Raw genomic sequence first — 23,646 nt, forward strand, 5'->3', positions numbered from 1 at the left:
ATCGCGAGAGATCGTCGCAACCCGAAGCGCTGACGCGGCGACTTCACTGGCCGCAGGTCAGCGATCGCAATGTCGAGGTTCTTCCGCTCAACGCGCGGCGAGCGCCAGCAGCGACCGGAACCGGTCTCGCGGCCCGCGAGTCCCCGGCATGCATCAGCATCATCCGCCTGGGCTTGACACCCTCGCAGACATGCGGATCCGCGCCCGGACCTGAAGCGACGCAGCTCGGTTTTCGGGAGCTATCTCAGGCGATGGGGGGCCGGTAGTGACGACGGAACGCGCCTTCGTCACCGATCACATCGGGCTGCGCCTCACAGCGCGAGCGCGGCACCACGAACTCCGCGATGGCGGGCATTTGCGGCGACACGGCGCTGAAACACAGCACCGAGCCGCAGCAGGTCGCATGTCGATTGCCGGGCTGGTCCTGGTCGTCCTCGCAATCTCCGGCCATAGCCACGTCATGCGAATGCGGCGCCGATCCGGCATCAGCCTGATCGTGCTCATGGTCGTGCGTATGCGCGGACTGATTGGCAGGATGCTCGCAGGGAATCCCTGTATCGGGAGACATCGAGATCGCAAGGGACGGCGTCATCGACGCAAGCAGATAGGCGATGACAACAAGCCATCCCCACCACCTTCGCCTTGGCTTTCTCAAGCCAATCATCTCTGCATCCGCTGACTCGACCCGGCACATATAGCTCTGGTTGCAGGGACGGCCAACAGAAAACGACAGGCATGGCATCGACATCCGCGCATACGGCCAGCGCCAATCTGCACGCTCGAAAATTTGTCGCAAGCCGCTGTAATATCCGACACCAATCAGCGTCGCACGATCGCGCCGATCAATGATGCTTCATCCAGCCGACGCCCTTGATGTCGTTGAACGAGTCGGTTCTGTGGCACAAAAAGCATTGATCGACCGATGCATGCTCCTGCCCCGTGATCGTTCGGTCCATCATCAGGAAGTGGCCCATATAATGGCTCGGCGGCGCCTGATGGCATTGGGAGCATTCCTTCGATGTCGACGAGGGATGCAGGAATCCCGCGATTTTCCAGGACAGGAGCCCGTGACACGCCGCGCAGTCCCGCCCGAACAGTTCGCGGTGCGGCTCACGGTTGCTGTGGCAGTTGGCACAGTCAAGCGCGGTCCTTTCCCGCTGCTCTGATCCCGGCACACCGAGAAACTGCCAGAGGTCGGCGGCCAGTTGATCGGACGCGGTCCGGCCGAACGCTTCCGCGCCGGAGGAAGCCGTCGCGACTTGCAGCAGCGCCGCGTGGTTCATCTTGATCGGCCGCTGGTCTCCCGCATGCTCGCGATGGCAGCCGGAACATTCACCACCTGCCGCGGCATGAAATGCCGTCGACTGCTTGGCGAGGTCCGCAGCGGCAGGCGCGTGACAGGCGATACAGGCGGCTCCCGCGACCCCGTTGACCGGCGCATGGCAGCTCTCGCATGCGCCAGACAGAAACGCGTGCTTCGCAGACAGCGGTCCGGGACTGACGAGCTTCGTCCACCCCGGGATATTTCCGGAGCCGCCGCGATACAGAGCCATCGACGCGACGGCGGCACTTCCGACGGCCAGCGTCGCGACCGCGACGTAGAGCACGCCCCTGATCGTCACGCGAGCCACCGCAGCCCGTAATAGACCTCGGCCGCGACATGCAGGCCGAGCAACGCATACATGACGATCGCGGCCAGGACATGCAGCCCGATCCACTGCATGAAGATCTTCTTGACCGCCTCACGCGAGCCGATCGCCGCTTCGACGTCGGAAATGCCGTCGACGAGTTGCAGCAGCGGCACGCCCTGAGCCATCATCGCCGGACCGTCAGACGTCACACGCTCGGGCGACGACATAGCCGCCGCAACATGCTCGTAGGCCGACCTCAACGTCGCCAGGTGCGCCTGCTGCTGCCGAAGCTCCGTCGCGGTCTGCGGCAGGTAATAGCGCCCGACGAACCCGGTGACGACGACGACCATCATTGAAGCTACGAGAGCGATCCCAAGCGGACTCTGAAACTTGTGTCCGGTATGCAGAAGGGCGAGAAAGGCTGCGACGATTCCGGCATAGGCGTGAAACGCCAGGAGCGCACGCATGGACACCCATCGCGTGACCAGCGCCTTGAGCACCATGCTGTATTTGGCCAAGGGATAGACGAGAAGCAGAACCATCAGCGCAGCCGCAACTGCCCCGAGGGCAAAGCCTGCCAGGCTCCCTGCAAACCTGCTGTCGACGTGGAGCAGGAACGCCGGCACCAGCAGCAACAGGGCTCCCAGAACGAGGTCGGCGATCAGGCGGTCTCTCGTGTCCGCCATCTCAGGCCTCGACGACCAGATCGCCGATGGATTTCGCCTGGCAAGCCAGGATGAGACCGTTCGCCTTGTCGTCCGCGGTCAGGGCATCCTGGACTTCCATCGTAACGTTTCCTTTCAGCAGATGCGTCTTGCAGACCCCGCAGACCCCGACCCTGCAGGAATAGTCGATCGGCACCCCCGCCCCTTCGGCGACCTCCAGGACGCTCTTGTCCGGAGGCAGCGCCACCACCTTGCCTGAGCTCGCAAAGCGAACGGTGGCCGTTGCCGGACCGATGGCCGCCGCGGCTCGGCCGTCCGCCTTGTTGTCCGGCGCTTGCGCATTGGCGGCGCTCCCGCCGGGAGGTGGAACGGCTCCGCGGGCGGGCCCGAAGGCCTCGGTCTTGATCTGCTCGCGCGGAACGCCAAGACCGGCCAGGGTCTTTCTCAGTGCCTCCATCATTCCGGGCGGACCGCACAAATGAACGCGCCGTCTGGCCAGATCTGGCACCGCGTGCGTCAGGAATTCGGCCGTGATCTGCCCCTCGCTTCCCATCCAAGATGTGCCCGCGGCCCGAACCATCGTGGCTGCAACGTGCAGATTGTTCATTCTGCGCTGGAGATATTCCAATTCGTCACGGAAGATGAATTGCTCGGTCGTCTGCGCGCCATAGACCAGATAGACTTGGCCGGGCCATGCAATATCCGAGAGATAGCGGATCGCCGCCATCAGCGGCGTGATGCCGACGCCTCCGCCGATCAGGACGACACTATCGGCCTCCGCGCCCGTGAACGTAAAGGCGCCGGAGGGACCCGCCACCTCGACGAGATCTCCCTGCTTCAGGTGACCATGCATGTAGTCGGATAGAAGCCCGCCATCTTCACGCTTGATCGTGGTCTCGACGTAAGCGGTCTGCGCAGCGGACGAGGCGATCGTGTAGGAGCGACGGACCGTCTTTCCCTCAATCTCGATGGCGTAGGTCAGGAACTGCCCGGGCAGGAACGCAAACGGAAGCGCGCCGCCGCCTGGTGCCTGCAGGCGGAAGGTCTTCACATCAGGCGTCTCCTGGTAGATCGCGCAGATCCTCAGTTGCCCCTTCCAGAAACGGGCCGGCTCATCCCGCCCGATCGAGCCAGTCGAGGAGGATGTCGCCTCGACCTTTGCGGCCGGTGCGACGGCGAACGGCGCGGACACGAGGGCCGCGCCGGCGCCTGGAACTGCCGCTACCCGCGTCAACCTCTCCACCAATGCGTCGGCCCGGCGCATCCGGGCGGCGTAGACGGCAAACATCGCCAGCGCGAAAAGCACCAGCAGCGCCATGGTCGTGACGTGAAACCAGGACACGCCCGGCGCGCCGTCGTCGCCATCCACGATGTTTTGCCGCGGCGGAAGATTCATTTGCGACTTGAACCAGGCCTGAGCGATCTGTTGCGGCGGCTTGCCCTCGTGCAGCGAACGCAGGGTGACCACGCCGCTCTGGACCGCGTTCAGCGACTCGCGAAGCCGCCGCGACGCCTGATCGGCCGCTGCGATGTCGTCGCCCGCGATCGCATGCCGCAGGTCCATTTCCGCCTCTGCAAGATGATCGGAGTCCGCGCTTATGCGCTGGCGCGCCTGGACCTCCAACCTGCTCCGCTGCTCGGCGGAGAGCGCCGGCATGTCCATCAGTGCCGGATAGAGCTCCTTGCGCGGACGGCCCATCATGCCATCCATTTCACTCATCATTCCAGGCGTGGCGCCGCCCGCCTGCATGCCCGCGCCGGCAGATCCCTCCGGCCGTGACGCCGCATCCGCGGCCGCGCCGGACGCTCCAGGATGGTGCGCGGCATGGTCGCCGTCATTCTCCGCCAGCTTCCAGCGCGGGACAAACTGCCGGGCTGCAGACGTTACACCGATTTCCATATCCGATGCGGACGCAGCACATGCAAACTGGCTCGCCAGGACAGCCAGCATCGGCAGCCATGGACGACGCCAAAGAGGCAGACCGAACATGATCGCCCTCACCTGTCGGTCAGAACGAGGCGATCAGCGGCAGCAGGATCGAATCTGCAGTCTGCTTCTGACTCTCGTTCAAGGATGCGTACAGCCGGGTGAAGGCCAGTCGCGCTGCTTTGAGCGCCTCCAGGCGCTCGGACAGGTGCCGCTCGTAATGCTCCAGGCGGTCGGCGCTTCCCAGCCTGTCATCCATCGCCATTATCTTGCGCGCTTCCAGCAGATGTTGACGGCTCGAACGCAGCGCCTCTGCGACACCGTTCCAATCGGTGGCCTGCTTGTCACTGATCTGCAGCTCTGCCTTCAGAAAGGCAATGCGCCCCTCGAGCCGCTCCGTCACGTCCGCCGGGCCGCTCATCGCACCGCTTGCGGCGGGCGAGCTCATCTGGCCACGCATCATCTTTTCCATCATCTGCATCATCGGCATCATGCCGGAATTGTCCTGGCAGCCGGCGCCCTTGCAGTCCCGCATCTGGCCTTGCGACGGCATCTTCATCTTGTCGTCATTCATCGCGCCGCCACTCATGTTCGGCTGCCCTGCTGGTTGGCCCATGTTCATCTTGCCGCTCGAATCCGGGGGCGCAGGCATCTTCGACATCTTGTCGTCATCCATCATCGCGATCTGCCGAGAGCCGGCGGCGATGGCGGGCGACAGCCCAGCCGGCGCCAGAACGAGGGCGGCAAAGGCAACGTTCACAAGGGCACGTGTCGAACGGTTCATGGTCATTCTCCAGTCGGTGTTAATGGCGATCTGCTGATCGCGGTCGGCGATGAGCACAGCGGGGGCGGGGTCAAACCTTATAGACGTGCAGCACGCACAACTCTTACGTGGGCTGCCATCAAACACTGCAGCCTCCAGCATCGCCCATCTCCTTCTCATGCCTGCGCCACGGCCATCGTCCCTCGATCTCGATCTGAAGCGAGAAGCTCAGAAACGTACGGATCACGATGATCAGTGCCAGGATGCCGAGCCGATCGAACGACGGCACGATCGCGACCATCCCGATGATGTCGGCGGCAATCAGGAATTCGAGGCCGAGCAGGATGCCGCGCCCAAGATTGGCGCGATAAGATCGAAACGCATCGGCAAGATCGCCGCGCCTCATATCGCTGATCGACCGGATCGTTGCGGCCAGCACTCCGCCGACGATGACCACCACGCCCAGCAGCTCGATGGTCGAGGCAGTCCAGTGCAGGCCATGCAGAACAAGATCCCGGATCTCGTCGCCGAAAATCATCCCCGACGTCATCATCCGCCCCCCTCCTCGGTCGCGCGGCTTCTGTCGACGTCCTTCGACCAGGTTCGGTAGTAGGCCACGATCGTCATGATCCAGAGACCGGCGGCACCGACCAGAAGCTGGGCCCACAATCCTTCGGATCCGGATTCGAGCACGAAATGGGCGACGAACGACAGGAAGAGGCCGACACAAAACACCGACAGCGACTGCTGACCGCATCTGATCAGGGGCTGGAGCAAGCGTGACTTGAGACCGGGCCAATCGATTGGAATGAACGAGACGGCGATGAACACCAGGCTCGCCAGATGGACGACGCGATAAGGCCCGAGATTGGTCTTGTCATTCGGAATGAAAATGGCGCCGAGCGCGTCAGGGACATAGTCTCGCAATCCCGGAACGCGCTCCGCCAATGTCATCGCGAGCGCAAACATCAGGAAGCCCGCGCTCAGGACAAACAGCGTGCGGGACGACAGCAGCCAGCGGCAGGCCGCGGCTCCTCCCAAAGCCAGCCAGGCGCCAAACACGAAGAGCAACTGCCAGGCGAACGGATTGAAGTACCAGACCCCGGCCGGATAAGCGGGCAGATTCCACCCGTAGTGACGGGCGGCGAGGTACAGACCGAGCGAGCTGATCATCACGGCATTACGCCAGCGCAGCATGAACCAGAGCACGGCGGGAAACGCGGCCATCAGCACGATGTAGAGCGGCAGAACGTCGAGATTCAGCGGCTTGAACTTGAGGACCAGGCCTTGCGAGAGCGTCTCGACGGGAAAGTTCATCAACGGCGCGACGTTGAACTGGTCCATCAGATGAACATCGTCGAAGCTGTGTGCGATGTAGTGCACGGCCGTGAGATAGACCAGGAACAGCAAGAGGTGAGCGACATAAAGCTGCCACACCCGCCGCAAAAGCCGGGTTGCGCCGATGACGAAGCCGCGCTCCATCATCATCGATCCGAACACGAACGTCGCGGTATATCCGGAGATCAGCACGAACAGATCGGCGCCATCGCTGAAGCCGTAGTTGCGCATCGTGAACCAGACGAGCGCAGAATCCGGAATGTGCCCGAGGAAGATCAGCCAGTTCGCCAGACCGCGAAACAGATCCAGGCGCAAATCGCGCCGCGGCTTGACCAGCACCGACCTGATTGTGATCGTCTCCCACAACCGGCGGCGCAGGACGAACGCAGCCCGCAACGACCGAGCAGGTGCATGGATCATCTCGTCAGTCAAAGGCCCGTTCTCCATCTCGGCGGCCGATCTCTTTCGGATCGCGGTCATGTCGCCGCTTCATTCGCGCCGGCACGCTAGGTTGCGTCATTGATGCGAGTTTGACGGATATCAAACTCGCTCGACGCACCAGCCAAATCTTTTTGTAGTTCAATCGCGTAATGAATCACGGCGCATGTCGTCCTCGGCCGGAACGGTTGTCGGTCGCGACATCCGTCATCCGGCTCGCAGACACGGCCGAAGGCTTTGCCTGCGGCCCGCAATCGCGCGCCACGCGCAAATATTTCTCTGTAAGAAGTTCGACGTTTCTCGTCCCCTGCAGCAACGCGACGATCCATGCAACGACGCAGGCGAGCGTGCGCGTCGACACTTGATCTCGCTCAACTTACACAATCACGCTGCGGGCTTGGTTGCAGCTCGATCGAGCCACCGGGACTTGATTGACACCAACTCGCCGAAATCAACAGGAGAAACCAGAATGAGTCACCGCAAGCTGATCGCCGCAGCCGCGATCATGTCGTTCGTTGCGTTGCCGGCCATGGCGCAGACGAGCACATCCGACGAGAAGAACGGCCACCACTATTCGGGCGGCCCGAAGACGGAGGTTCCGCACCACATGGGCAAGAAAGCGAACGACGGCGGATCGACCAACGGATCCGGAGGCAGCCACCATTACGGCGGCGGACCGAAGACCGAAGTCCCGCACCACATGGGTCCGAAGAAGCCGCAATGACGATCGTGCAGTGATCGCGCGGCTCGCCGCTGCCATGGCGCCGAACTCAAACGGCGCTCAAACGAAATCGCCCGGGAGTGGTCATCCACGCCCGGGCGATATCGATCTCTGAAAATCGTAAAACCTAGTTCGGCACCGCGGCCTTCGGCGCGGGCTTCGCCGCAACCGCGTTCGCGGTGACGCCGTGCAGGAAGTCATAGGCCGCATGCAAGGCCTTGTCGTCCTCCTCCTTCGGCGGGACGTAGGACTGCGATCCGGTCTGCTCGCCACCCTCGCCGGCCGACAGATGCCCGCGCATCTGGGATTCCGCCATGGTGTCCATCCGGCCCTTCAGCTCGGGCGGCACGTCCTGCAGGATCTCGATGTCGGGCGCGATACCCTGGGCCTGGATCGAGCGGCCCGACGGCGTGTAATAGCGCGCCGTGGTCAGCGCCAGCGCACCGTTGCCGGCGCCGAGCGGAATGATCGTCTGCACCGAGCCCTTGCCGAACGAGCGCGTGCCGATGATCGTCGCGCGCTTGTGGTCGTGCAGCGCGCCGGCGACGATCTCCGAGGCCGAAGCCGAGCCGCCATTGACCAGAACCACCAGCGGCTTGCCCTTGATGAGGTCGCCGCCATGCGCGGTGAAGCGCTGGGTCTCTTCCGGATTGCGGCCGCGGGTCGAGACGACCTCGCCGCGTTGCAGGAACGCGCTCGACACCGACACGGCCTGGTCGAGCAGTCCGCCGGGATTGTTGCGCAGGTCCACCACGTAGCCGACGAGCTTGTCCTGCGCGACGTCCTTGGAGATCGAGGCGATCGCCTTCTTCAGGCCGTCGGTGGTCTGCTCGTTGAACGAGGTGATGCGGATATAGCCGATGTCGCCGTTCTCGACATGGAAGCGCACCGGGCGCACATGAATGATCTCGCGCTTGATCGCGACATCGAGCGGGGCGTCGGCGCCCTTGCGCACGATGGTGAGCTTGGTCTGGGTGTCGACCGGGCCCTTCATCTTGTTGACGGCCTGCTCGAGCGTCATGCCCTGCACGGCCTCGCCGTCGATCTTGCTGATGAGGTCGCCGGACATCAGGCCGGCCTTCGATGCCGGCGTATCGTCGATCGGCGAGACGACCTTGACGAGGCCCTCTTCCATCGTGACCTCGATGCCGAGGCCGCCGAACTCGCCGGAGGTGGTCTCCTGCATTTCGGTCCAGGCCTTCGCGTTCATGTAGCGCGAATGCGGATCGAGCGAGGTCACCATGCCCGTGATCGCGCCCTCGACCAGCTTGGCGTTGTCGGGCTTCTCGACATAGCTCGCCTTCACGCGCTCGAACACTTCGCCGAACAGGTTGAGCTGGGAATAGGCGTCATTTGCGTTCGCCGCTGCCCGCGCCGCCCATACGCCGCCATGCGGGCTGGCCACCAGAAGGGTCAGACACGCTCCGGTGAGCGCGCCCAGAGGGAACAGCAGGGATTTCCGCATGGTTAGGCTGGCCTTTTTGCTGGGCGGTTTGCTTTAAGCTCGTCTCTCGAGCCTTGTCTTGCAAGACTTAAGTCTTGCAAGACTTGGGAGTCTTTCAGACTTGGGAGGCGCCAGGCAATTGGCGATCCAGTCTGTTTCTCACAATACCATTCTGGTTTCTTCAAGGCCGGGATGCCACGCCGACGGGTGCACCGCAGAAATCGCTTCGCCCGGACCTAAACTTTTGGCAACGTTGCAGGACTGGCCCACCCGCAAGGGGAATCATCGGCCGGACCACGCCCTGCAGCTATGCGATTTTAGGATAGTTTTGGAGGGCTGGACGGGTTAGGCGATGGCATAAGGCTTCAAATTCTCGGGAGGATAACAATGAACGAAGCACCCCGCATCCGGCCGGAACGGAACGTCGAGCTCGGCGCCAGCAACGAACCGTTCCAGAACCTGCACGAATTCATCCGGAAAGCGCGGGCCAACCTCAACCAGAACGCCTGGGACTACATCGTCGGCGCCGCCGAGACCGAAACCACGATGCGCCGCAACCGGATGGCGCTGGACGAGATCGCCTTCCGCCCGCGGGTGCTGCGCGACGTCCGCAAGGTCGACGGCTCGGTTCAGCAGTTCGGCCGCACCATGCGCCTGCCGGTGGTGCTCGCCCCCGTCGGCGCGCTCGAGATCTTCGATCCGGATGGCGCGGCGAGCGTTGCGCGCGGTGCCGGCACCTTCGGTGCGGCGCACATGCTGAGCTCGGTGTCCGAGCCGGGCCTGGAGAAGACCGCCGAGATGGCCCCCGATGCGCTCCGGCTCTACCAGCTCTATGTCCGCGGCGACGATGCCTTCGTCGCCGATGTCGTCAGCCGAAGCGAAAAGAACGGCTATGCCGCGTTCTGTCTGACCGTCGACACCGCCCATTACAGCCGTCGCGAACGTGACATCGCCAAGCGCTATGTCCGCGAGAGCCGCCTGCGCGCCACCGGCGGCGATTTCCAGAAGGGCCTGGAGTGGCGGACGGTGAAGATGATCAAGGACAAGTCTAGGATTCCGCTGATCCTGAAGGGCATCGCCACCGCCGAGGATGCCCTGATCGCGGTCGATCACGGCGTCGAGTGGATCTACGTCTCCAACCATGGCGGCCGCCAGCTCGACCATGGCCGCGGCACCATGCATGTGCTGCCCGAGATCGTCGAGGCCGTGAAGGGGCGCGCCAAGATCATGGTCGACGGCGGCATCTGTCGCGGCACCGACATCGTCAAGGCGGTCGCTGCAGGCGCAGACCTCGTCGGCATCGGCCGGCTGCAATGCTGGGCACTGGCGGCGGCCGGCGAAGCCGGCATCACGCGGATGCTGGAGCTCCTGGAGGACGAGGTACTGCGCTGCCTCGGCCTCCTGGGTGCCACCTCGTTTGCCGAGGTCGACAAATCCTGCCTGCATCCGGCGACCGCCACCAACGCCCCGAGCGTGTTCAGCGCATTCCCGCTGTTCGACCACGAGCCGTATCGCTACTAAGGAAAAGGACGAACGTGACCCAGCTCTCTCCCGGCAGCGCGGATGCGCTTCTGTTCGATCTCGGGCGTGTGGTGCTCGACATCGACTTCTCCAAGGCGATCGCCTGCTGGGCGGGACATGCGGGTTGCAAGCCCGAAGCCATCGTCGCGCGCTTCGTACGCGAGGAGGAGTATCGTCTTCACGAGGTCGGCAAGATCAGCGATGCAGATTATTTCGCCTCGCTACGTGCCTCGCTGGGAATCGGCATTTCGGACGCGCAGTTCCTGGAGGGCTGGAACGCGATCTTCGCCGGTGAGATGCCAGATATCTCCGAGCTGTTGCCGCGTGCTGCGAAACAGATGCCGCTCTACGCCTTCTCCAACACCAACCGGCCGCATGTCGACTATTTCTCTCGGGAATATGCCGATCTGCTCGGCCATTTCCGCGAGCTGTACTTGTCGTCCAGCATCGGTCTGCGCAAACCGGATGCGGAAGCTTTCGACCATGTCGTTGCGGCGATCGGCGTGCCGGCCGAGCGCATCGTGTTCTTCGACGACCTCGCCGAGAACATTGAGGGGGCACGGGCGCGGGGCTTGACCGCCGTGCATGTCACCTCGCCGCGCGACGTCGGAAATGCCTTGAAGGCCCTGGGCATCTGAAGTCAGTCCGTACCCGGACAGCGGGCCTCGAACTAAATTTGCGGAACTATGGAACCCAATCTCTTTGTGCATTTTTGTACAAAGTTCCGGGAACGGAATACCACCCTTCGGACTCATGACTCCGTTGGGACTTCTACACCGGACGGAATGACGTGCTGGGCAAAACCTATCTCACCAAGCAAGCCTCTCTCCTGCTTGAATTCGCAAGAACCACCTCGGATTCTGAACTCTCCGCCAAGCTGATCAGCAAGGCCGCCGACCTGAAGTCGCAGGCCGATCCGCTGCCCGACAAGGATCAAGGCCCCAAAGCACCCGACGTCGCACTGGACGACGGCTTCGGCCGATCGCGCGGGAGTTGACCGATGCTGGCCGTGGCATTCGTCCTTCTGGTGCTCGCCATGGCCATCCTCATCCCGGTCTGTCTCGCCTTCCGGATCATGCCGCGACGGACTTGAGCCGGCTCCTCCACTGCTGAGGCCACGCAGATAAATCACCCAGCCTGCTGCTTTGCCTCGCGCCCGCACTCGGATAGAACTCTCGCCGGCCATTTACCGATGTGCTCAGCAGGAGTTTAGCCCGTGGCCCTGATGCCGGTTTCTGACGCGCTTGCCGCGGTGCTGGCGGGTGTAGAGCCACTGCCCGAAGAGAAGGCTTCCCTCGACGAAGCCTATCACCGCGTGCTCGCGCGCGACGTCGCGGCGCGGCGTACGCAGCCGCCGCAAGCGATGTCGGCGATGGACGGCTATGCCGTGCGCGCGGCGGATGCGGCCACGGTCGATTCGCGGCTGACGGTCATCGGCGAGGTCGCGGCGGGCCGTCCTTTCGCAGGAACGGTCGGCGCCGGCGAAGCCGTACGGATCTTCACTGGCGGCGTCATTCCCGAAGGTGCGGACGCGGTCGTGATCCAGGAGGACACCATCGCGGACGGCAAGAGCGTCACCATCAAGGAAGCCGCGATCGCCGGGCGGCACATCCGCCCGGCGGGCGTCGATTTCCGCGAGGGCGATGTGCTCCTGCGCAAGGGAACCCGCCTGACGGACCGCGATCTCGCGCTCGCCGCCGGAATGAATCACCCGCATCTCGCCGTCTGCCGCCGCCCGAAGGTCGCGATCCTCGCCACCGGCGACGAGCTGGTGATGCCGGGCTCAACCCCCGGGCACGGCCAGATCGTCTATTCCAACGGCTACGCCCTGCATGCGCTCGCCCGCAGCGAGGGCGCCGAAACCATCGACCTCGGTGTCGCCGCCGATACGCTCGCAGCCACCTCCGCCGGCATCCGCCGCGCCCGCGAGAGCGGTGCCGACATCCTGATCACCACCGGCGGCGCGTCGGTCGGGGACCACGATCTGGTCCAGCAGGCGCTCAGGGACGAAGGTATCTCGATGGCGTTCTGGAAGATCGCGATGCGGCCGGGCAAGCCGATGATGAACGGACGGCTGGGCGCGATGGGTGTGATCGGCCTCCCCGGCAATCCCGTGTCGTCCTACGTCTGCGCCTTCCTGTTCATGGTGCCGCTGATTCGTGCGCTGTCGGGCCGTTCGGTGATTCATCACCGCCGCGAGCGCGCTGTGCTCGGCCGCGATCTCGGCGCCAACGACCAGCGCGAAGACTATCTGCGCGCGCGTCTGGAGCTGCGCGACGACGGCACGCTCGTCGCCGTTCCCGTCAGTCATCAGGACTCCTCTCTGCTTGCGAATCTCGCTGCGGCACAGGTACTTCTCGTCCGCCCACCGTTCGCGCCGAAGGCTGAGGCCGGCAGCCCTTGCGAGGTGCTGAGGCTCCCCGTCTGAACTGCGCGGCCACACGTATTCCGCGAGCCTGCCTCCGTTCACGGTAAATTAAGCAGTTGCGGAACATGTATCGAACATATAGTGTCCGTTCATGATTTGTTTCGAGGATGTAGCGGCTTATCGCTGAGTTCATCGTCTCGGAATCGAACGACATCAACCGGGGGACTTTGGTCGAGATGTTAACGCGCAAACAATACGAGCTTCTGCGGTTCATCAGCGAACGTCTGAAGGAAAGCGGCGTGCCGCCGTCCTTCGACGAGATGAAGGATGCGCTCGATCTGCGCTCGAAGTCGGGCATTCACCGCCTGATCACCGCGCTCGAGGAGCGCGGCTTCATCCGTCGCCTGCCCAACCGCGCCCGGGCCATCGAAGTGATCAAGCTGCCGGAGCTCCAGGCTGCCGCCGGCGCCCGGCGCGGCTTCACGCCGAGCGTCATCGAAGGCAATCTCGGCAAGGTCCGCGCCAGCTCCAGCCCGGCCGTGGATGAGGGCGAGCGTCCCGTGGCAGTGCCCGTGATGGGCCGGATCGCGGCCGGCACGCCGATCGAGGCATTGCAGACCCGCAGCCACACCATCAGCGTGCCGCCCGACATGCTCGGCTCCGGCGAGCATTACGCCCTCGAGGTGCGCGGCGATTCCATGGTCGAAGCCGGCATCCTCGACGGCGACATGGCGCTGATCCAGCGCAACGAGAGTGCCGATACCGGCGACATCGTGGTGGCGCTGATCGACGACGAGGAGGCTACGCTCAAGCGCTTCCGCCGCCGCGGCGCCTCGATCGCACTGGAGCCCGCCAATGCCGCTTATGAGGTGCGCATCCTGCCGCCGAACCGCGTGAAGATTCAGGGCAAGCTGATCGGGCTTTACCGGAAGTACTGATTAGGAAGCTCTCGATACGGCCGTCTTCGGCGCCCTTGCGTGCGCCCTCGATCGGCACCGGCGATCAGAGATTGGAGCGGATAATGGTCCGCTCCGGCTGGATAGTCTTCTGGTTCTGCACAGACTATCCGGCCCCTCCTCCGCCTCACATCCTCGGCAGGCCGCATCGCTTCGAGGGCTTGAGGGCAAGTCACGGCGCGGTGCCGCCCGTCGTTGACGCGCGTGCCAAATGCGCGCGAGCCGGCTTTGTTCCTGCTGAATTCGGGAAAGATAATGTGATCGCAGCTTGCGGATCGCAGCCGCAGATTTGCCTACAACCAAGCAGAGCGTTGCGTGCTTCCACTCCGACAGAGGCCTGCGCCTCCAAGCGAGGTGCGGGTCGCTATCTTCGCAAGAGGAGCACCCGATGTGTGACTACAGCCTGCACGCCGTCGCGACACGCCCCGCGGAAGTCGGCGAGACGATCGTCACGACAACCTTCCGCGGCACCTCGACGCGCGGCTTCGCGTCCGAAGCCGATCTCTCCGTCGCGGTCTGCCTGCTGCCGGGAACGGAGCTCGCCTTCGCCGACAACGTCCGTTACGACAACCGCTGGATCTGGACGCGCACCGTCAATTCCCGAGTCGGCAAGTTCGGCAAGATCGATCCGCACATTCCCGACCGCCATCACGATGCGATCGAATTCCCCGACGGCAAATACGTGCTGGTGACGCAGCTGGTCGAAGGCCAGCGCGCAACCGTGCTGCAGCTGCCGGTGACGCAGCCGGTCGGCGAGCGCGAGCACAAGCCTGAGATCATTGCCGACAGCCGGCCGACGGTGACGCGCCTGCCGATCGGCTGACAGAGGTTCAGTCCTCCGCCTGAAGGTCGGCCTCCGACGGGGTTGCATCCTTGCTGCGCGGAGCCGCGGCCCTCGGCACGAGGGCGCCTTCGAAATCTCCTTCGCCGGCGGCCGCCGGCGACCAGGGACGGTTCGTGCCCCTCGCCCTCACCGCCTGAACCGAAAAACCGTCGCCCCGCTGCGTCAGAGCCAGCGCACCCTGGCGAACCAGCCGCGGCCGATCCACCACCATCGCCGCGCAATCAGGCGGCGCCGGCCGTGAGGTCACCACCAGCACAGCCCGGCTGCAATCATCCTCCAGCGCATCGACGCGCAAGGCCAGCGCAACCAGCCGGCCGTCGGCAAGCGGCGTGACGCAGCCGGCCTCGTCGCACGACACCCCCTCGGCCAGCGCGCTATTGCCGGCATCGCGCGGATCGGCGTCGGCCGCCAGCCACTCCTTCAGCAGGAAATTGTCCTTGCCCGCCCTGATCAGGTGCAACCGCCCGTCCCTGCCCCGCACCGCGACACTCGCGCCGTCCCCGGCGATCAGGATATCGGGCTGCCGCACCGACAGGCCCCAGGCGATGGACGCCAGCAGCACCATGGCACCGCACCAGCGCAGAGGCGTGCGCAACAGGCCCATCACGATGATACCGAGGCTCGCGGCGATCAGCGGTGCGATGCCGAACGCCGGGATGCGACCGACCGCGCCCGGCAATGCAGCCACCCAGCGCGAGACCGCGACCATCCAGTCGATGCCGATCCCCATCAGCCACCAGAACACGCCGTCGAGCCCAAACGGAGCCGCGAGCAGGCCCAGCAGCCCCGCCGGCATCACCAGCGCCGAAACCACCGGCATCGCACCGAGATTGGCGAGGACGCCGTAGGGCGTGACGCGGTGGAAGTGGAAGGCGGCATAGGGCGTGGTCGCGAGGCCCGCGATCAGCGAAGCCAGGAACAGCATCGCGATCTCGCGACCGCCCCACAGCGCGACGCGCGCCGTCGCCGAATGATCGGGCGAGGCAAACAGGTTCGGCATCCCGATCTGGACCAGTGCCACCAGCCCAAGCGTTGCCGCAAACGACATCTGAAAGCTCGGATGCACCAGCGCCTCCGGCGCAGCCGCGAGCACGATCAGCGCCGCCACGGCCAGCGTGCGGAAGGTGATGGCGCGGCGGTCGACCATCACGGCGATCAGCACCACGGCGGTCATGAAGAACGATCGCTGCGTTGCGACTTCCGCGCCCGACAGCAGCAGATAGAACGCGGCCGCCACCAGCGCGGCGGCAGCCGACCATTTCTTGATGGGAAAGCCGACTGCCAGGCCCGGGATCAGCGCCAGCAGCGCGCGCACCGCGAAGAAGACCACGCCGGCAACGACTGCCATGTGATAGCCGGAGATCGAGAGCACGTGTCCAAGCCCCGAGACGAACATCGCATCGTTCACGGGCGTGGAGATCGCGTCGCGCCGCCCGGTGAGCAGCGCTGTCGCGATCGCACGGTTGTCGCCCTCGAGCGTCGAGCGGATGCGAGTGTCGATCGTATCGCGCAGGCCCTGCATGAAGGCGGCATAGCGCAGCCGCAGGCCGCCGGCATCGGGCGGGATTGAGGCCGTGATTGCGCCCATCACGAAGCCGGACGCGCCGATGCCCTGAAAGAACATGTCGCGCGAAAAATCGTAGCTGCCGGGGCGGACCGGCGAGAGCGGCGGCATCAGCCGCGCCTTGAGCTGCACGAAGCTGCCGACCTCGGGCGCGGTGCCCTTGCGCACGGACAGGCGGACGCGCTCCAGCTTGACGTCGCTGCGCTGCGCCTCCATGGCGGTGACGCGCAGCACGAAGCGATCGGTGCGCTCACGAATGTCGCGCGTCTCGACGAAGCCCGACAGCGACACCGAATAGAGTGGTTTTGCGAGCACGATGTGTGCGATGCGCACGGTTTTCCAGGTCGCCACGGCAAAGCCCGCCGCGACCGCCGCGATCATGATCGCGGGCGCGAACAGCCAGCTCCGCCGCAACAGGATCGCACCGACCAGGAGCGCGATCGCCGTCGTCGCGACAACCCACAGCACCGGCTCATGATCGGCGGCAAAATACAGCGCGATGCCGCCGCCGAAGGCGACGGGCACCCACGGCAGCAGCCGCCCCGGGCCCGCTTCGGCGCGGACCCATGCCTGCAGCGATTCGACGATCGCGGGCCAAATGCCAAAGCCCGCCGGCACAAAGCCGCCGGCTGGCGTAGCGCGGCCGACCGGCCACGTCCCGGCAACTCCCTGGGACCGTACTGGCCGGCCCGGCTCCGCCATCTCCCTGCACCCTACGCTACGCGACAGGTACGGAGGCTACCGGAACGTGCAGCGGGCCGAATAGGGTACGGATCAGGAACAGGCTCGGAGGCGCCCTACTTTTCCTCTTCCATCGTCACGGCGACATCCGCCTTGGCCGACAGCCGGACCTTGTTGCCTTCGACACCGGCGACGAGGCCCTTGTCGATGAAATGATGATGGCCCTTGTGGCTGCCCTCGCCGCTGTCCTTCTTGGTCAGCTTGATGCGGTTGCCTTCGACCTTGTCGACGGTGCCGATGTGAACGCCGTCGGCGCCGATGACTTCCATATGCTCTGCGATATTCTGCATGGGGTTGCTCCAATTGACCCTTCATAACGCGGAGAGCGCGCCTTCGTTCGAATGAAGTGATCGCTTCAGCCGCCGCGCTTGACGCAGGACGCGCTGCATGCTTTGCGCAATCAAAGATTGCGTTTGGTCCCCTCTCCAGCACACACTGCGGCCGCCATTGACGAAGCACCGTATTTATCTCTTTCTGGTCCTTTCCCTCGTCAGCGCTGGCATTGCACGTGCTGAAACGGATTTTGAACAGCGAGTGAGGCTGAGCCACGAGAAAGATCCTGGCTCCAGTCTCGTCTTCATGCATGCCCGCTTGATGGAGGAGAGTTCGCGCGCGCCGATCTGTCAGCAAATCTGGGTCGACCTGCTCTCCGACAAGGACAAGAAATTCTCCGTCAAGGTCCAGGACACGCCGACATTGTTCGGTCGCGTCCTCAGCGGTGCGACTTACGGAGGAGCCATTATGCTGCCGGCGGGCAAATATGCCGTGCAATCTGTAAGCTGCGAAGGTGCCGCGGGCACGAAGCTCTTGGGGGAGTTCGCGCGATTTCGGGTTGGCTCGGATGAGATTGTAAATGTCGGGTCCATCTTTATCGACTTTACTCGCGGCTCATTCAAGCTTGTTGGGAAAATGACCTTTACCGGCCGTACGAGTGTGGAAGATATGGGCGAGCAGGCCAAGGCCTCCCTCGCGGAGCGCTCGCCTGTCATTTTCCCGAAGGCAACGAAGCGCAACATGATATCGAATCCGGCAATATCCGGAAATGCTTCAACCGGAGAAACCGCTAGATCAGCGGCGCCTGCGCCGAGGCGTGATGATTGACGATCTTCCAGTCGCCGTCCTCGCGGATAATCACCCAGCTCATCTTGACGACGAGATCGTCGCGCTCGCCGGCGAGATCGAACGAGATGGTCGCAGCCATGTTGATCAGGTCGGAGCTAACCTGCGCCGCGCTCACATCGGAGAACACAGCGCTCGGTTTGCGCCAGCGCGGCAGGCCGTTGAAATAGTCGGCGACGCCGTCCCTGCCCCGATAGAGTCTTGGGTTGGAGCCGAAGAAGAACGCATTCTTCGAATAGAGCGCGGACAGCGCGGCCGCATCGAGCGTCGCGAAGCCGGCGCACCATTTCGCGATGATGGCTGAAACGATGGCGTCGGCTTCGCTGCTCATCTGCACATCACCCCTTCGCGACTTCCTTCGCGAAGGTGTCGCGCAGGCCGATGGTGCGCGAGAACACCGGCTTGCCGGGCGTCGAATCCTTGTCGCGGACGAAATAGCCCTGGCGTTCGAACTGCATCGGCTCCGTTGAATTGCTCTCGGCGACCGACGCCTCGATGCGCGCGTCGCTGAGAATCTCCAGCGAATTCGGATTGAGATCGGCGGCGAAGTTCGAAGCGTCCGGGCTCGGATTGGCGAACAGCTGGTTGTAGATGCGGATCTCCGCAGGCACGGACGTCGCCGCCGGCAGCCAATGCATGGTCGCCTTGACCTTGCGGCCGTCGGGCGCGTTGCCGCCCTTGGTCGCGGGATCATAGGTGCAGCGCAGCTCCACCACCTCGCCCTTGTCGTTCTTGATCACGCCGGTGCACTTGACGAAATAGGCATAGCGCAGCCGGACCTCGTTGCCCGGGGACAGGCGGAAGAACTTCTTGGGCGGGTTCTCCATGAAGTCGTCCTGCTCGATATAGAGCTCGCGGCCGAACGTGATCTTCCGCGTGCCCGCGCTGGGATCGTCCGGGTGGTTGATCGCCTCAAGCTCCTCGGTCTGCCCTTCCGGATAGTTCTCGATCACCACCTTGAGCGGCCGCAGCACGCCCATGCGCCGCTGCGACGTGCGGTTCAGCTCCTCACGGATGCAGAACTCCAGCATGCCGACGTCGACCACGCTGTTGGCCTTGGCGACCCCGATGCGCTTGACGAATTCGCGAAGCGCGGCCGGCGGTACGCCGCGGCGGCGCATGCCCGCCATGGTCGGCATGCGCGGATCATCCCAACCCGCGACATGGCCGTCGCGGACGAGCTGGGTCAGCACACGCTTGGACAACAGCGTGTAGGTCAGGTTCAGCCGCGCGAATTCATACTGATGCGGCTGTGACGGCACCGGCAGCTTCTCGATGAACCAGTCGTACAGCGGCCGGTGGTCCTCGAACTCCAGCGTGCAGATCGAGTGCGTGATGCCCTCGATGGCGTCCGACTGGCCGTGCGCGTAATCATAGCTCGGATAGATGTGCCACTTGGTGCCGGTGCGCGGATGGTGCGCGTGCAGGATGCGGTACAGCACGGGGTCGCGCAGGTTGATGTTGCCGGCGGCCATATCGATCTTGGCCCTGAGCACGCGCGCGCCGTTGGGGAATTCGCCGGCCTTCATGCGGCGGAACAGGTCGAGATTCTCCTCCACGCTGCGGTCGCGGAACGGCGAGTTCTTGCCGGGCTCGGTCAGCGTGCCACGAGAGACGCGGATCTCCTCCTGGGTCTGGTCGTCCACATAGGCCAGCCCGTCGCGGATCAGCTGCTCGGCCCAGTCGTACAGGCGGTCGAAATAGTCCGATGCGAAGAACAGGTTCTTGCCCCAGTCGAAGCCGAGCCAGCGCACGTCGGCCTGGATGGAATCGATGTATTCCTGCTCTTCCTTGACCGGATTGGTGTCGTCGAAGCGCAGATGGCAGCGGCCCGGAAACTCCTGGGCGATGCCGAAATTCAGCGCGATCGACTTGGCGTGGCCAATATGCAGGTAGCCGTTCGGCTCCGGGGGGAACCGGGTCACGATCTCCCTGTATTTGCCCTGATCGAGGTCGGCCTGGATGATGTCACGAATGAAATCGCGCCCAACCTCAGCTGCCACCGGTTCTGTCATTGCGAAAATCCTGTCGGGAAATCAGCGGTCCTTCTGCCAAATTCGCTCGGCTGAGCCAAGAGCTTAAGCACGGGCTTAAGCGAGGTCCGGCGGTCCGCTACCGGGCTTTAGTTATGCTGCGGTCCTGTTATATACCACCGCCTCCAATGCATAGGCCCTGCCAAGAATGACCTCCCCCGTCGTCACCCGCTTTGCCCCCTCGCCGACCGGCTTCCTCCATATCGGGGGCGCCCGCACGGCGCTGTTCAATTGGCTCTATGCCAAGAAGCACGGCGGCAAGATGCTGCTGCGGATCGAGGACACCGACCGGGAGCGCTCCACGGAGGCGGCGATCGGCGCCATCCTCGACGGCTTGAAATGGCTGGAGCTCGGCTGGGACGGCGAGGTCATCTACCAGTTCAGCCGCGCCGCACGCCACCGCGAGGTCGCCGAGCAGCTGCTCGCCGACGGCAAGGCCTATCGCTGTTATGCCACCGCCGAGGAGCTCGCCGCCATGCGCGAGAAGGCGCGCGCCGAGGGGCGCACCCGCCTCTATGACGGCCTATGGCGCGACCGCGATCCCGCGACCGCCCCGAGCGACGTGAAGCCGACCATCCGCCTGCGCGCGCCGCAGACCGGCGAGACCGTGATCGAGGACCAGGTCCAGGGCCGCGTGGTCTGGCAGAACGAGAACCTCGACGACCTCGTCCTGCTGCGCGGCGATGGCAACCCGACCTATATGCTCGCCGTGGTGGTCGACGACCACGACATGGGCGTCACCCATGTGATCCGCGGCGACGACCATCTGATCAATGCGGCCCGCCAGAAGCAGATCTACGATGCGATGGGCTGGGCGCTGCCGAGCATGTCCCACATCCCGCTGATCCACGGCCCTGATGGTTCGAAGCTGTCGAAGCGCCACGGCGCGCTGGGTGTCGATGCCTATCGCGCCATGGGGTACCTGCCGGCCGCGCTGCGCAACTATCTCGTCCGGCTCGGCTGGAGCCACGGCGACCAGGAGATCTTCTCGACCGAGGAGATGATCGCGGCATTCGACCTCCCCAGCGTCGGCCGCGCCGCTGCCCGCTTCGATTTCGCCAAGCTGGAAAATCTCAACGGCCACTACATCCGCCACGCCGACGATCAATCACTCGTGAAGATGTTCGAGGACGTGCTCGACCATCTCGTGCCCAGCCGCAACGAGCTTAAGGCCAAGTTAAACGACACCACCCGCGCGCAGCTTCTCAAGGCCATGCCGGCCCTGAAGGAGCGCGCCAAGACGCTGATCGAGCTGATCGACAGCGCGTATTTCATCTTCGCCGACCGGCCGCTGGAGCTCGATCCCAAGGCGCAGGCGCTGCTGACGCCAGAGAACCGCAAGCTGATCGGCCAGCTACATTCCGCGCTGGAGAAAGTCGAGACCTGGAGCGGCGCCACCACCGAAGCCGCGCTGCGCGCTTTTGCCGAGGAAAATAGTCTCAAGCTCGGCGCGGTCGCCCAGCCGTTGCGGGCGGCGCTGACCGGACGGACGACGTCGCCTGGTATATTTGAGGTTTTGGACGTCCTGGGACGCCAGGAAAGCCTCGCCCGGCTTAAGGATCAGTCTACGACGTAAGTCGACCATGCGTGCGGTGATCTTGCAGCGCACACAGCAATAATATACCCATCTCCCCCGTACCTTCTGGAACATCCGGCCTGCCCCATCATCTCGCGAAGGGGGCCTCCGGCTCCGGCCCGTTTCACATTTCATCGGGGACCTACGATGGACGCAAAATCGAGCAATAAGACCGCTACGCTGACGGTCGGAAACAAGAACTACGATCTCCCGATCCATAGCGGCAGCGTCGGGCCTGATGTCATCGATATCGGCAAGCTCTACGGCCAGTCCGGTCTGTTCACCTACGACCCCGGCTTCACCTCCACCGCGAGCTGCCAGTCCAAGATCACCTACATCGACGGTGACGCGGGCGTGCTGGAATACCGCGGTTACCCGATCGAGCAGCTCGCCGAGAACGGCGACTTCCTGGAGACCTGCTATCTCCTGCTTTACGGGAACCTGCCGACCGCCGCGCAGAAGAAGGATTTCGACGACCGCGTGATCCATCACACGATGGTGCACGAGCAGATGGCCCGCTTCTTCCAGGGCTTCCGCCGCGACGCTCATCCGATGGCGGTGATGGTGGCCTCGGTCGGCGCGCTCGCCGCGTTCTATCACGACTCGACCGACATCAACGATCCGAAGCAGCGCATGATCGCTTCGATGCGCATGATCGCGAAGATCCCGACGCTGGCGGCGATGGCCTACAAGTACACGGTCGGCCAGCCCTTCGTGTATCCGAAGAACTCGCTGTCGTTCTCCGAGAACTTCCTCAACATGTGCTTCGCCGTGCCGTGCGAGGACTACAAGATCAACCCGGTGCTGGCTGACGCGCTGGACAAGATCTTCATCCTGCACGCCGACCACGAGCAGAACGCCTCGACCTCGACGGTGCGCATCGCCGGCTCGTCCGGCGCCAACCCGTTCGCCTGCATCGCCGCCGGCATCGCCTGCCTCTGGGGCCCGGCGCATGGCGGCGCCAACGAAGCTGCGCTTGCGATGCTCGCCGAGATCGGCTCCGTGGACAAGATTCCCGAATTCATCGCCAAGGTGAAGGACAAGAACTCTGAAGTCCGCCTGATGGGCTTCGGTCATCGCGTCTACAAGAACTACGATCCGCGCGCCAAGATCATGCAGAAGATGTGTCACGCCGTGCTCAAGGAGACCGGCCATGGCGACGATCCGATGCTCAAGGTGGCGATGGAGCTCGAGAAGATCGCGCTCAGCGACCAGTACTTCATCGACCGCAAGCTGTACCCGAACGTGGACTTCTATTCGGGCATCACGCTGAAGGCGATGGGCTTCCCGGTCTCGATGTTCACCGTGCTGTTCGCGGTCGCCCGCACCGTCGGCTGGATCAGCCAGTGGAGCGAGATGATCGAGGATCCGCAGCAGAAGATCGGCCGTCCGCGCCAGCTCTACACCGGCGTCACCCGCCGCGACTACGTCGCGATCAAGGATCGCAAGTAAGTCTCAAGCCGATACGGCTACGAAACGGCGCCATCGCAGGATGGCGCCGTTTTCGTTTGTGCGCTTGTAGGTGAGCAAAGCGCAGCGTGCCCACCACCTGTCCTCGACAGGCACGAAGTCGTGGGCACGCTTGGCTTTGCCCACTCTACGAGACCGACCGCACCTCTTGCTGCCGCGCACAACAACAAGTCCACGCATCGTCCCGCCGAACGCTTGACAGTCGCAACGCTCCGCGCGCATTCTTACACTAAGTAAGAATGACGACAGGGATGGAAATGCCGGAGCAGCCGAGAAGTCGGCGGCAGACGCGCGCTGCCATTTTGACTCATCTGTTACAGTCGGGCGGCTCGTTCCGTCCGCCGCTGGCCAAGGCCGTGCGCCTGTCGGAAGCGAGCCTGTCGCGCATCCTGTTCGACCTGAAGGCCGAAGGCCTGATCGAGGAAGTGCGTCGCCCTGCCCCTTATGTCGGCGGCCCGACCGGCCTTGTGTCGCTCGATGGCTCGGTGGCGCTCGCGGCCTTCGAGCTGACCGCTCAGCATCTCAGC

23 protein-coding genes and 1 pseudogene are annotated in these 23,646 nt (G+C 64.1%); 11 read left to right on the forward strand and 13 right to left on the reverse strand.

From position 1 onward, the window contains the following. Positions 1 to 244: 244 nt before the first annotated feature. From SE92_RS35610 to SE92_RS35615, 8 genes are all read right to left on the reverse strand, one after another. Positions 245 to 796 carry a hypothetical protein gene (locus SE92_RS35610; RefSeq protein ID WP_157095121.1) on the reverse strand — a complete coding sequence of 184 codons (552 nt, stop codon included), beginning with the start codon at positions 794 to 796 and terminating at the stop codon, positions 245 to 247. A 46-nt stretch (positions 797 to 842) separates the two neighbouring features. Next, complete coding sequence (locus SE92_RS04735) at positions 843 to 1,607, reverse strand: cytochrome c3 family protein (RefSeq protein ID WP_245324451.1); 765 nt, start codon at positions 1,605 to 1,607, stop codon at positions 843 to 845. 11 nt (positions 1,608 to 1,618) lie between these two features. Continuing rightward, positions 1,619 to 2,317 carry an iron reductase gene (locus SE92_RS04740; RefSeq protein WP_063194697.1) on the reverse strand — a complete coding sequence of 233 codons (699 nt, stop codon included), beginning with the start codon at positions 2,315 to 2,317 and terminating at the stop codon, positions 1,619 to 1,621. Between the two features lies 1 nt (position 2,318). Beyond that, on the reverse strand, positions 2,319 to 4,286 hold the full coding sequence (locus tag SE92_RS04745) for an FAD-binding oxidoreductase (protein WP_063194698.1): 1,968 nt from the start codon (positions 4,284 to 4,286) through the stop codon (positions 2,319 to 2,321). A 19-nt stretch (positions 4,287 to 4,305) separates the two neighbouring features. Then, positions 4,306 to 5,148 carry a Spy/CpxP family protein refolding chaperone gene (locus SE92_RS04750; protein WP_084251754.1) on the reverse strand — a complete coding sequence of 281 codons (843 nt, stop codon included), beginning with the start codon at positions 5,146 to 5,148 and terminating at the stop codon, positions 4,306 to 4,308. Then, positions 5,126 to 5,539: a DUF1622 domain-containing protein gene (locus SE92_RS04755; RefSeq protein WP_084251755.1), complete on the reverse strand. Its 414-nt coding sequence runs from the start codon at positions 5,537 to 5,539 to the stop codon at positions 5,126 to 5,128. The genes SE92_RS04750 and SE92_RS04755 overlap by 23 nt, the downstream gene beginning before the upstream one ends. Further along, positions 5,536 to 6,804 carry an OpgC domain-containing protein gene (locus SE92_RS04760; RefSeq protein WP_502686748.1) on the reverse strand — a complete coding sequence of 423 codons (1,269 nt, stop codon included), beginning with the start codon at positions 6,802 to 6,804 and terminating at the stop codon, positions 5,536 to 5,538. The genes SE92_RS04755 and SE92_RS04760 overlap by 4 nt, the downstream gene beginning before the upstream one ends. A 115-nt stretch (positions 6,805 to 6,919) precedes the next feature. Beyond that, positions 6,920 to 7,123 (reverse strand): hypothetical protein, encoded by a 204-nt coding sequence (locus tag SE92_RS35615; RefSeq protein ID WP_157095125.1) that lies wholly within the window; start codon positions 7,121 to 7,123, stop codon positions 6,920 to 6,922. Between the two features lie 108 nt (positions 7,124 to 7,231). Here SE92_RS35615 and SE92_RS36495 point away from each other — a divergent pair, with 108 nt between their 5' ends. Next, positions 7,232 to 7,486, forward strand: coding sequence for a hypothetical protein (locus tag SE92_RS36495; protein ID WP_063194700.1), 255 nt, complete (start codon positions 7,232 to 7,234; stop codon positions 7,484 to 7,486). Between the two features lie 124 nt (positions 7,487 to 7,610). Here the strand turns inward: SE92_RS36495 and SE92_RS04770 are convergent, their stop codons facing one another. Continuing rightward, positions 7,611 to 8,948, reverse strand: coding sequence for a S41 family peptidase (locus SE92_RS04770; protein WP_063194701.1), 1,338 nt, complete (start codon positions 8,946 to 8,948; stop codon positions 7,611 to 7,613). Positions 8,949 to 9,314: 366 nt separating this feature from the next. Between SE92_RS04770 and SE92_RS04775 the strand changes: the two genes are divergently transcribed. The 6 genes from SE92_RS04775 (at position 9,315) to SE92_RS36500 (ending at position 14,595) form a co-directional block, all read left to right on the forward strand. Beyond that, the gene (locus SE92_RS04775) at positions 9,315 to 10,448 is read left to right on the forward strand and encodes an alpha-hydroxy acid oxidase (protein WP_063194702.1); all 1,134 of its coding nucleotides are present in this window, start codon (positions 9,315 to 9,317) and stop codon (positions 10,446 to 10,448) included. Positions 10,449 to 10,462: 14 nt separating this feature from the next. Further along, the gene (locus tag SE92_RS04780) at positions 10,463 to 11,086 is read left to right on the forward strand and encodes an HAD family hydrolase (protein ID WP_063194703.1); all 624 of its coding nucleotides are present in this window, start codon (positions 10,463 to 10,465) and stop codon (positions 11,084 to 11,086) included. A 152-nt stretch (positions 11,087 to 11,238) separates the two neighbouring features. Continuing rightward, positions 11,239 to 11,445, forward strand: a complete 207-nt coding sequence (locus SE92_RS04785) for a hypothetical protein (RefSeq protein ID WP_063194704.1) — start codon at positions 11,239 to 11,241, stop codon at positions 11,443 to 11,445. 219 nt (positions 11,446 to 11,664) lie between these two features. After that, positions 11,665 to 12,876, forward strand: a complete 1,212-nt coding sequence (locus SE92_RS04790) for a molybdopterin molybdotransferase MoeA (protein WP_063194705.1) — start codon at positions 11,665 to 11,667, stop codon at positions 12,874 to 12,876. 176 nt (positions 12,877 to 13,052) lie between these two features. Then, the gene (lexA, locus tag SE92_RS04795) at positions 13,053 to 13,754 is read left to right on the forward strand and encodes a transcriptional repressor LexA (RefSeq protein ID WP_063203352.1); all 702 of its coding nucleotides are present in this window, start codon (positions 13,053 to 13,055) and stop codon (positions 13,752 to 13,754) included. A gap of 406 nt (positions 13,755 to 14,160) precedes the next feature. Then, entirely contained in the window at positions 14,161 to 14,595 is a 435-nt protein-coding gene (locus SE92_RS36500) for a hypothetical protein (protein ID WP_063194706.1), read from the forward strand. 7 nt (positions 14,596 to 14,602) lie between these two features. Here the strand turns inward: SE92_RS36500 and SE92_RS04805 are convergent, their stop codons facing one another. Together SE92_RS04805 and SE92_RS04810 are read right to left on the reverse strand one after the other, a co-directional pair. Further along, positions 14,603 to 16,882: a ComEC/Rec2 family competence protein gene (locus SE92_RS04805; protein WP_063194707.1), complete on the reverse strand. Its 2,280-nt coding sequence runs from the start codon at positions 16,880 to 16,882 to the stop codon at positions 14,603 to 14,605. A gap of 95 nt (positions 16,883 to 16,977) precedes the next feature. Continuing rightward, positions 16,978 to 17,211: a DUF2171 domain-containing protein gene (locus SE92_RS04810; RefSeq protein WP_063194708.1), complete on the reverse strand. Its 234-nt coding sequence runs from the start codon at positions 17,209 to 17,211 to the stop codon at positions 16,978 to 16,980. A gap of 157 nt (positions 17,212 to 17,368) precedes the next feature. Between SE92_RS04810 and SE92_RS04815 the strand changes: the two genes are divergently transcribed. After that, on the forward strand, positions 17,369 to 18,022 hold the full coding sequence (locus SE92_RS04815; RefSeq protein ID WP_063194709.1) for a hypothetical protein: 654 nt from the start codon (positions 17,369 to 17,371) through the stop codon (positions 18,020 to 18,022). Here SE92_RS04815 and SE92_RS04820 read toward each other — a convergent pair. Then, positions 17,985 to 18,371: a nuclear transport factor 2 family protein gene (locus SE92_RS04820; protein WP_063203353.1), complete on the reverse strand. Its 387-nt coding sequence runs from the start codon at positions 18,369 to 18,371 to the stop codon at positions 17,985 to 17,987. The genes SE92_RS04815 and SE92_RS04820 overlap by 38 nt on opposite strands. A 7-nt stretch (positions 18,372 to 18,378) precedes the next feature. After that, positions 18,379 to 20,055 (reverse strand): glutamine--tRNA ligase/YqeY domain fusion protein, encoded by a 1,677-nt coding sequence (locus SE92_RS04825; RefSeq protein WP_063194710.1) that lies wholly within the window; start codon positions 20,053 to 20,055, stop codon positions 18,379 to 18,381. A gap of 166 nt (positions 20,056 to 20,221) precedes the next feature. Here SE92_RS04825 and gltX point away from each other — a divergent pair, with 166 nt between their 5' ends. The 3 genes and pseudogenes from gltX to SE92_RS04840 form a co-directional block, all read left to right on the forward strand. Continuing rightward, positions 20,222 to 21,649: a glutamate--tRNA ligase gene (gene gltX, locus SE92_RS04830; RefSeq protein ID WP_063194711.1), complete on the forward strand. Its 1,428-nt coding sequence runs from the start codon at positions 20,222 to 20,224 to the stop codon at positions 21,647 to 21,649. A 147-nt stretch (positions 21,650 to 21,796) separates the two neighbouring features. Beyond that, on the forward strand, positions 21,797 to 23,101 hold the full coding sequence (gltA, locus tag SE92_RS04835; RefSeq protein WP_063194712.1) for a citrate synthase: 1,305 nt from the start codon (positions 21,797 to 21,799) through the stop codon (positions 23,099 to 23,101). A gap of 269 nt (positions 23,102 to 23,370) precedes the next feature. Continuing rightward, positions 23,371 to 23,646: pseudogene (locus SE92_RS04840) on the forward strand (ROK family transcriptional regulator); the annotation flags it as partial.

This window comes from Bradyrhizobium sp. AT1 (assembly GCF_001590795.1).
Classification (GTDB): Bacteria; Pseudomonadota; Alphaproteobacteria; order Rhizobiales; family Xanthobacteraceae; genus Bradyrhizobium.

Excerpts from the sequence above, each read along its gene's own strand:
- SE92_RS04740 (WP_063194697.1), bottom strand. The coding sequence starts at position 2,317 with ATGGCGGACACGAGAGACCGCCTGATCGCCGACCTCGTTCTGGGAGCC.
- SE92_RS04745 (WP_063194698.1), bottom strand. The coding sequence starts at position 4,286 with ATGTTCGGTCTGCCTCTTTGGCGTCGTCCATGGCTGCCGATGCTGGCT.
- SE92_RS04750 (WP_084251754.1), bottom strand. The coding sequence starts at position 5,148 with ATGCTGGAGGCTGCAGTGTTTGATGGCAGCCCACGTAAGAGTTGTGCG.
- SE92_RS04755 (WP_084251755.1), bottom strand. The coding sequence starts at position 5,539 with ATGATGACGTCGGGGATGATTTTCGGCGACGAGATCCGGGATCTTGTT.
- SE92_RS04760 (WP_502686748.1), bottom strand. The coding sequence starts at position 6,804 with ATGACCGCGATCCGAAAGAGATCGGCCGCCGAGATGGAGAACGGGCCT.
- SE92_RS36495 (WP_063194700.1), top strand. The coding sequence starts at position 7,232 with ATGAGTCACCGCAAGCTGATCGCCGCAGCCGCGATCATGTCGTTCGTT.
- SE92_RS04770 (WP_063194701.1), bottom strand. The coding sequence starts at position 8,948 with ATGCGGAAATCCCTGCTGTTCCCTCTGGGCGCGCTCACCGGAGCGTGT.
- SE92_RS04775 (WP_063194702.1), top strand. The coding sequence starts at position 9,315 with ATGAACGAAGCACCCCGCATCCGGCCGGAACGGAACGTCGAGCTCGGC.
- lexA (WP_063203352.1), top strand. The coding sequence starts at position 13,053 with ATGTTAACGCGCAAACAATACGAGCTTCTGCGGTTCATCAGCGAACGT.
- SE92_RS36500 (WP_063194706.1), top strand. The coding sequence starts at position 14,161 with ATGTGTGACTACAGCCTGCACGCCGTCGCGACACGCCCCGCGGAAGTC.
- SE92_RS04805 (WP_063194707.1), bottom strand. The coding sequence starts at position 16,882 with ATGGCGGAGCCGGGCCGGCCAGTACGGTCCCAGGGAGTTGCCGGGACG.
- SE92_RS04810 (WP_063194708.1), bottom strand. The coding sequence starts at position 17,211 with ATGCAGAATATCGCAGAGCATATGGAAGTCATCGGCGCCGACGGCGTT.
- SE92_RS04820 (WP_063203353.1), bottom strand. The coding sequence starts at position 18,371 with ATGAGCAGCGAAGCCGACGCCATCGTTTCAGCCATCATCGCGAAATGG.
- SE92_RS04825 (WP_063194710.1), bottom strand. The coding sequence starts at position 20,055 with ATGACAGAACCGGTGGCAGCTGAGGTTGGGCGCGATTTCATTCGTGAC.
- gltX (WP_063194711.1), top strand. The coding sequence starts at position 20,222 with ATGACCTCCCCCGTCGTCACCCGCTTTGCCCCCTCGCCGACCGGCTTC.
- gltA (WP_063194712.1), top strand. The coding sequence starts at position 21,797 with ATGGACGCAAAATCGAGCAATAAGACCGCTACGCTGACGGTCGGAAAC.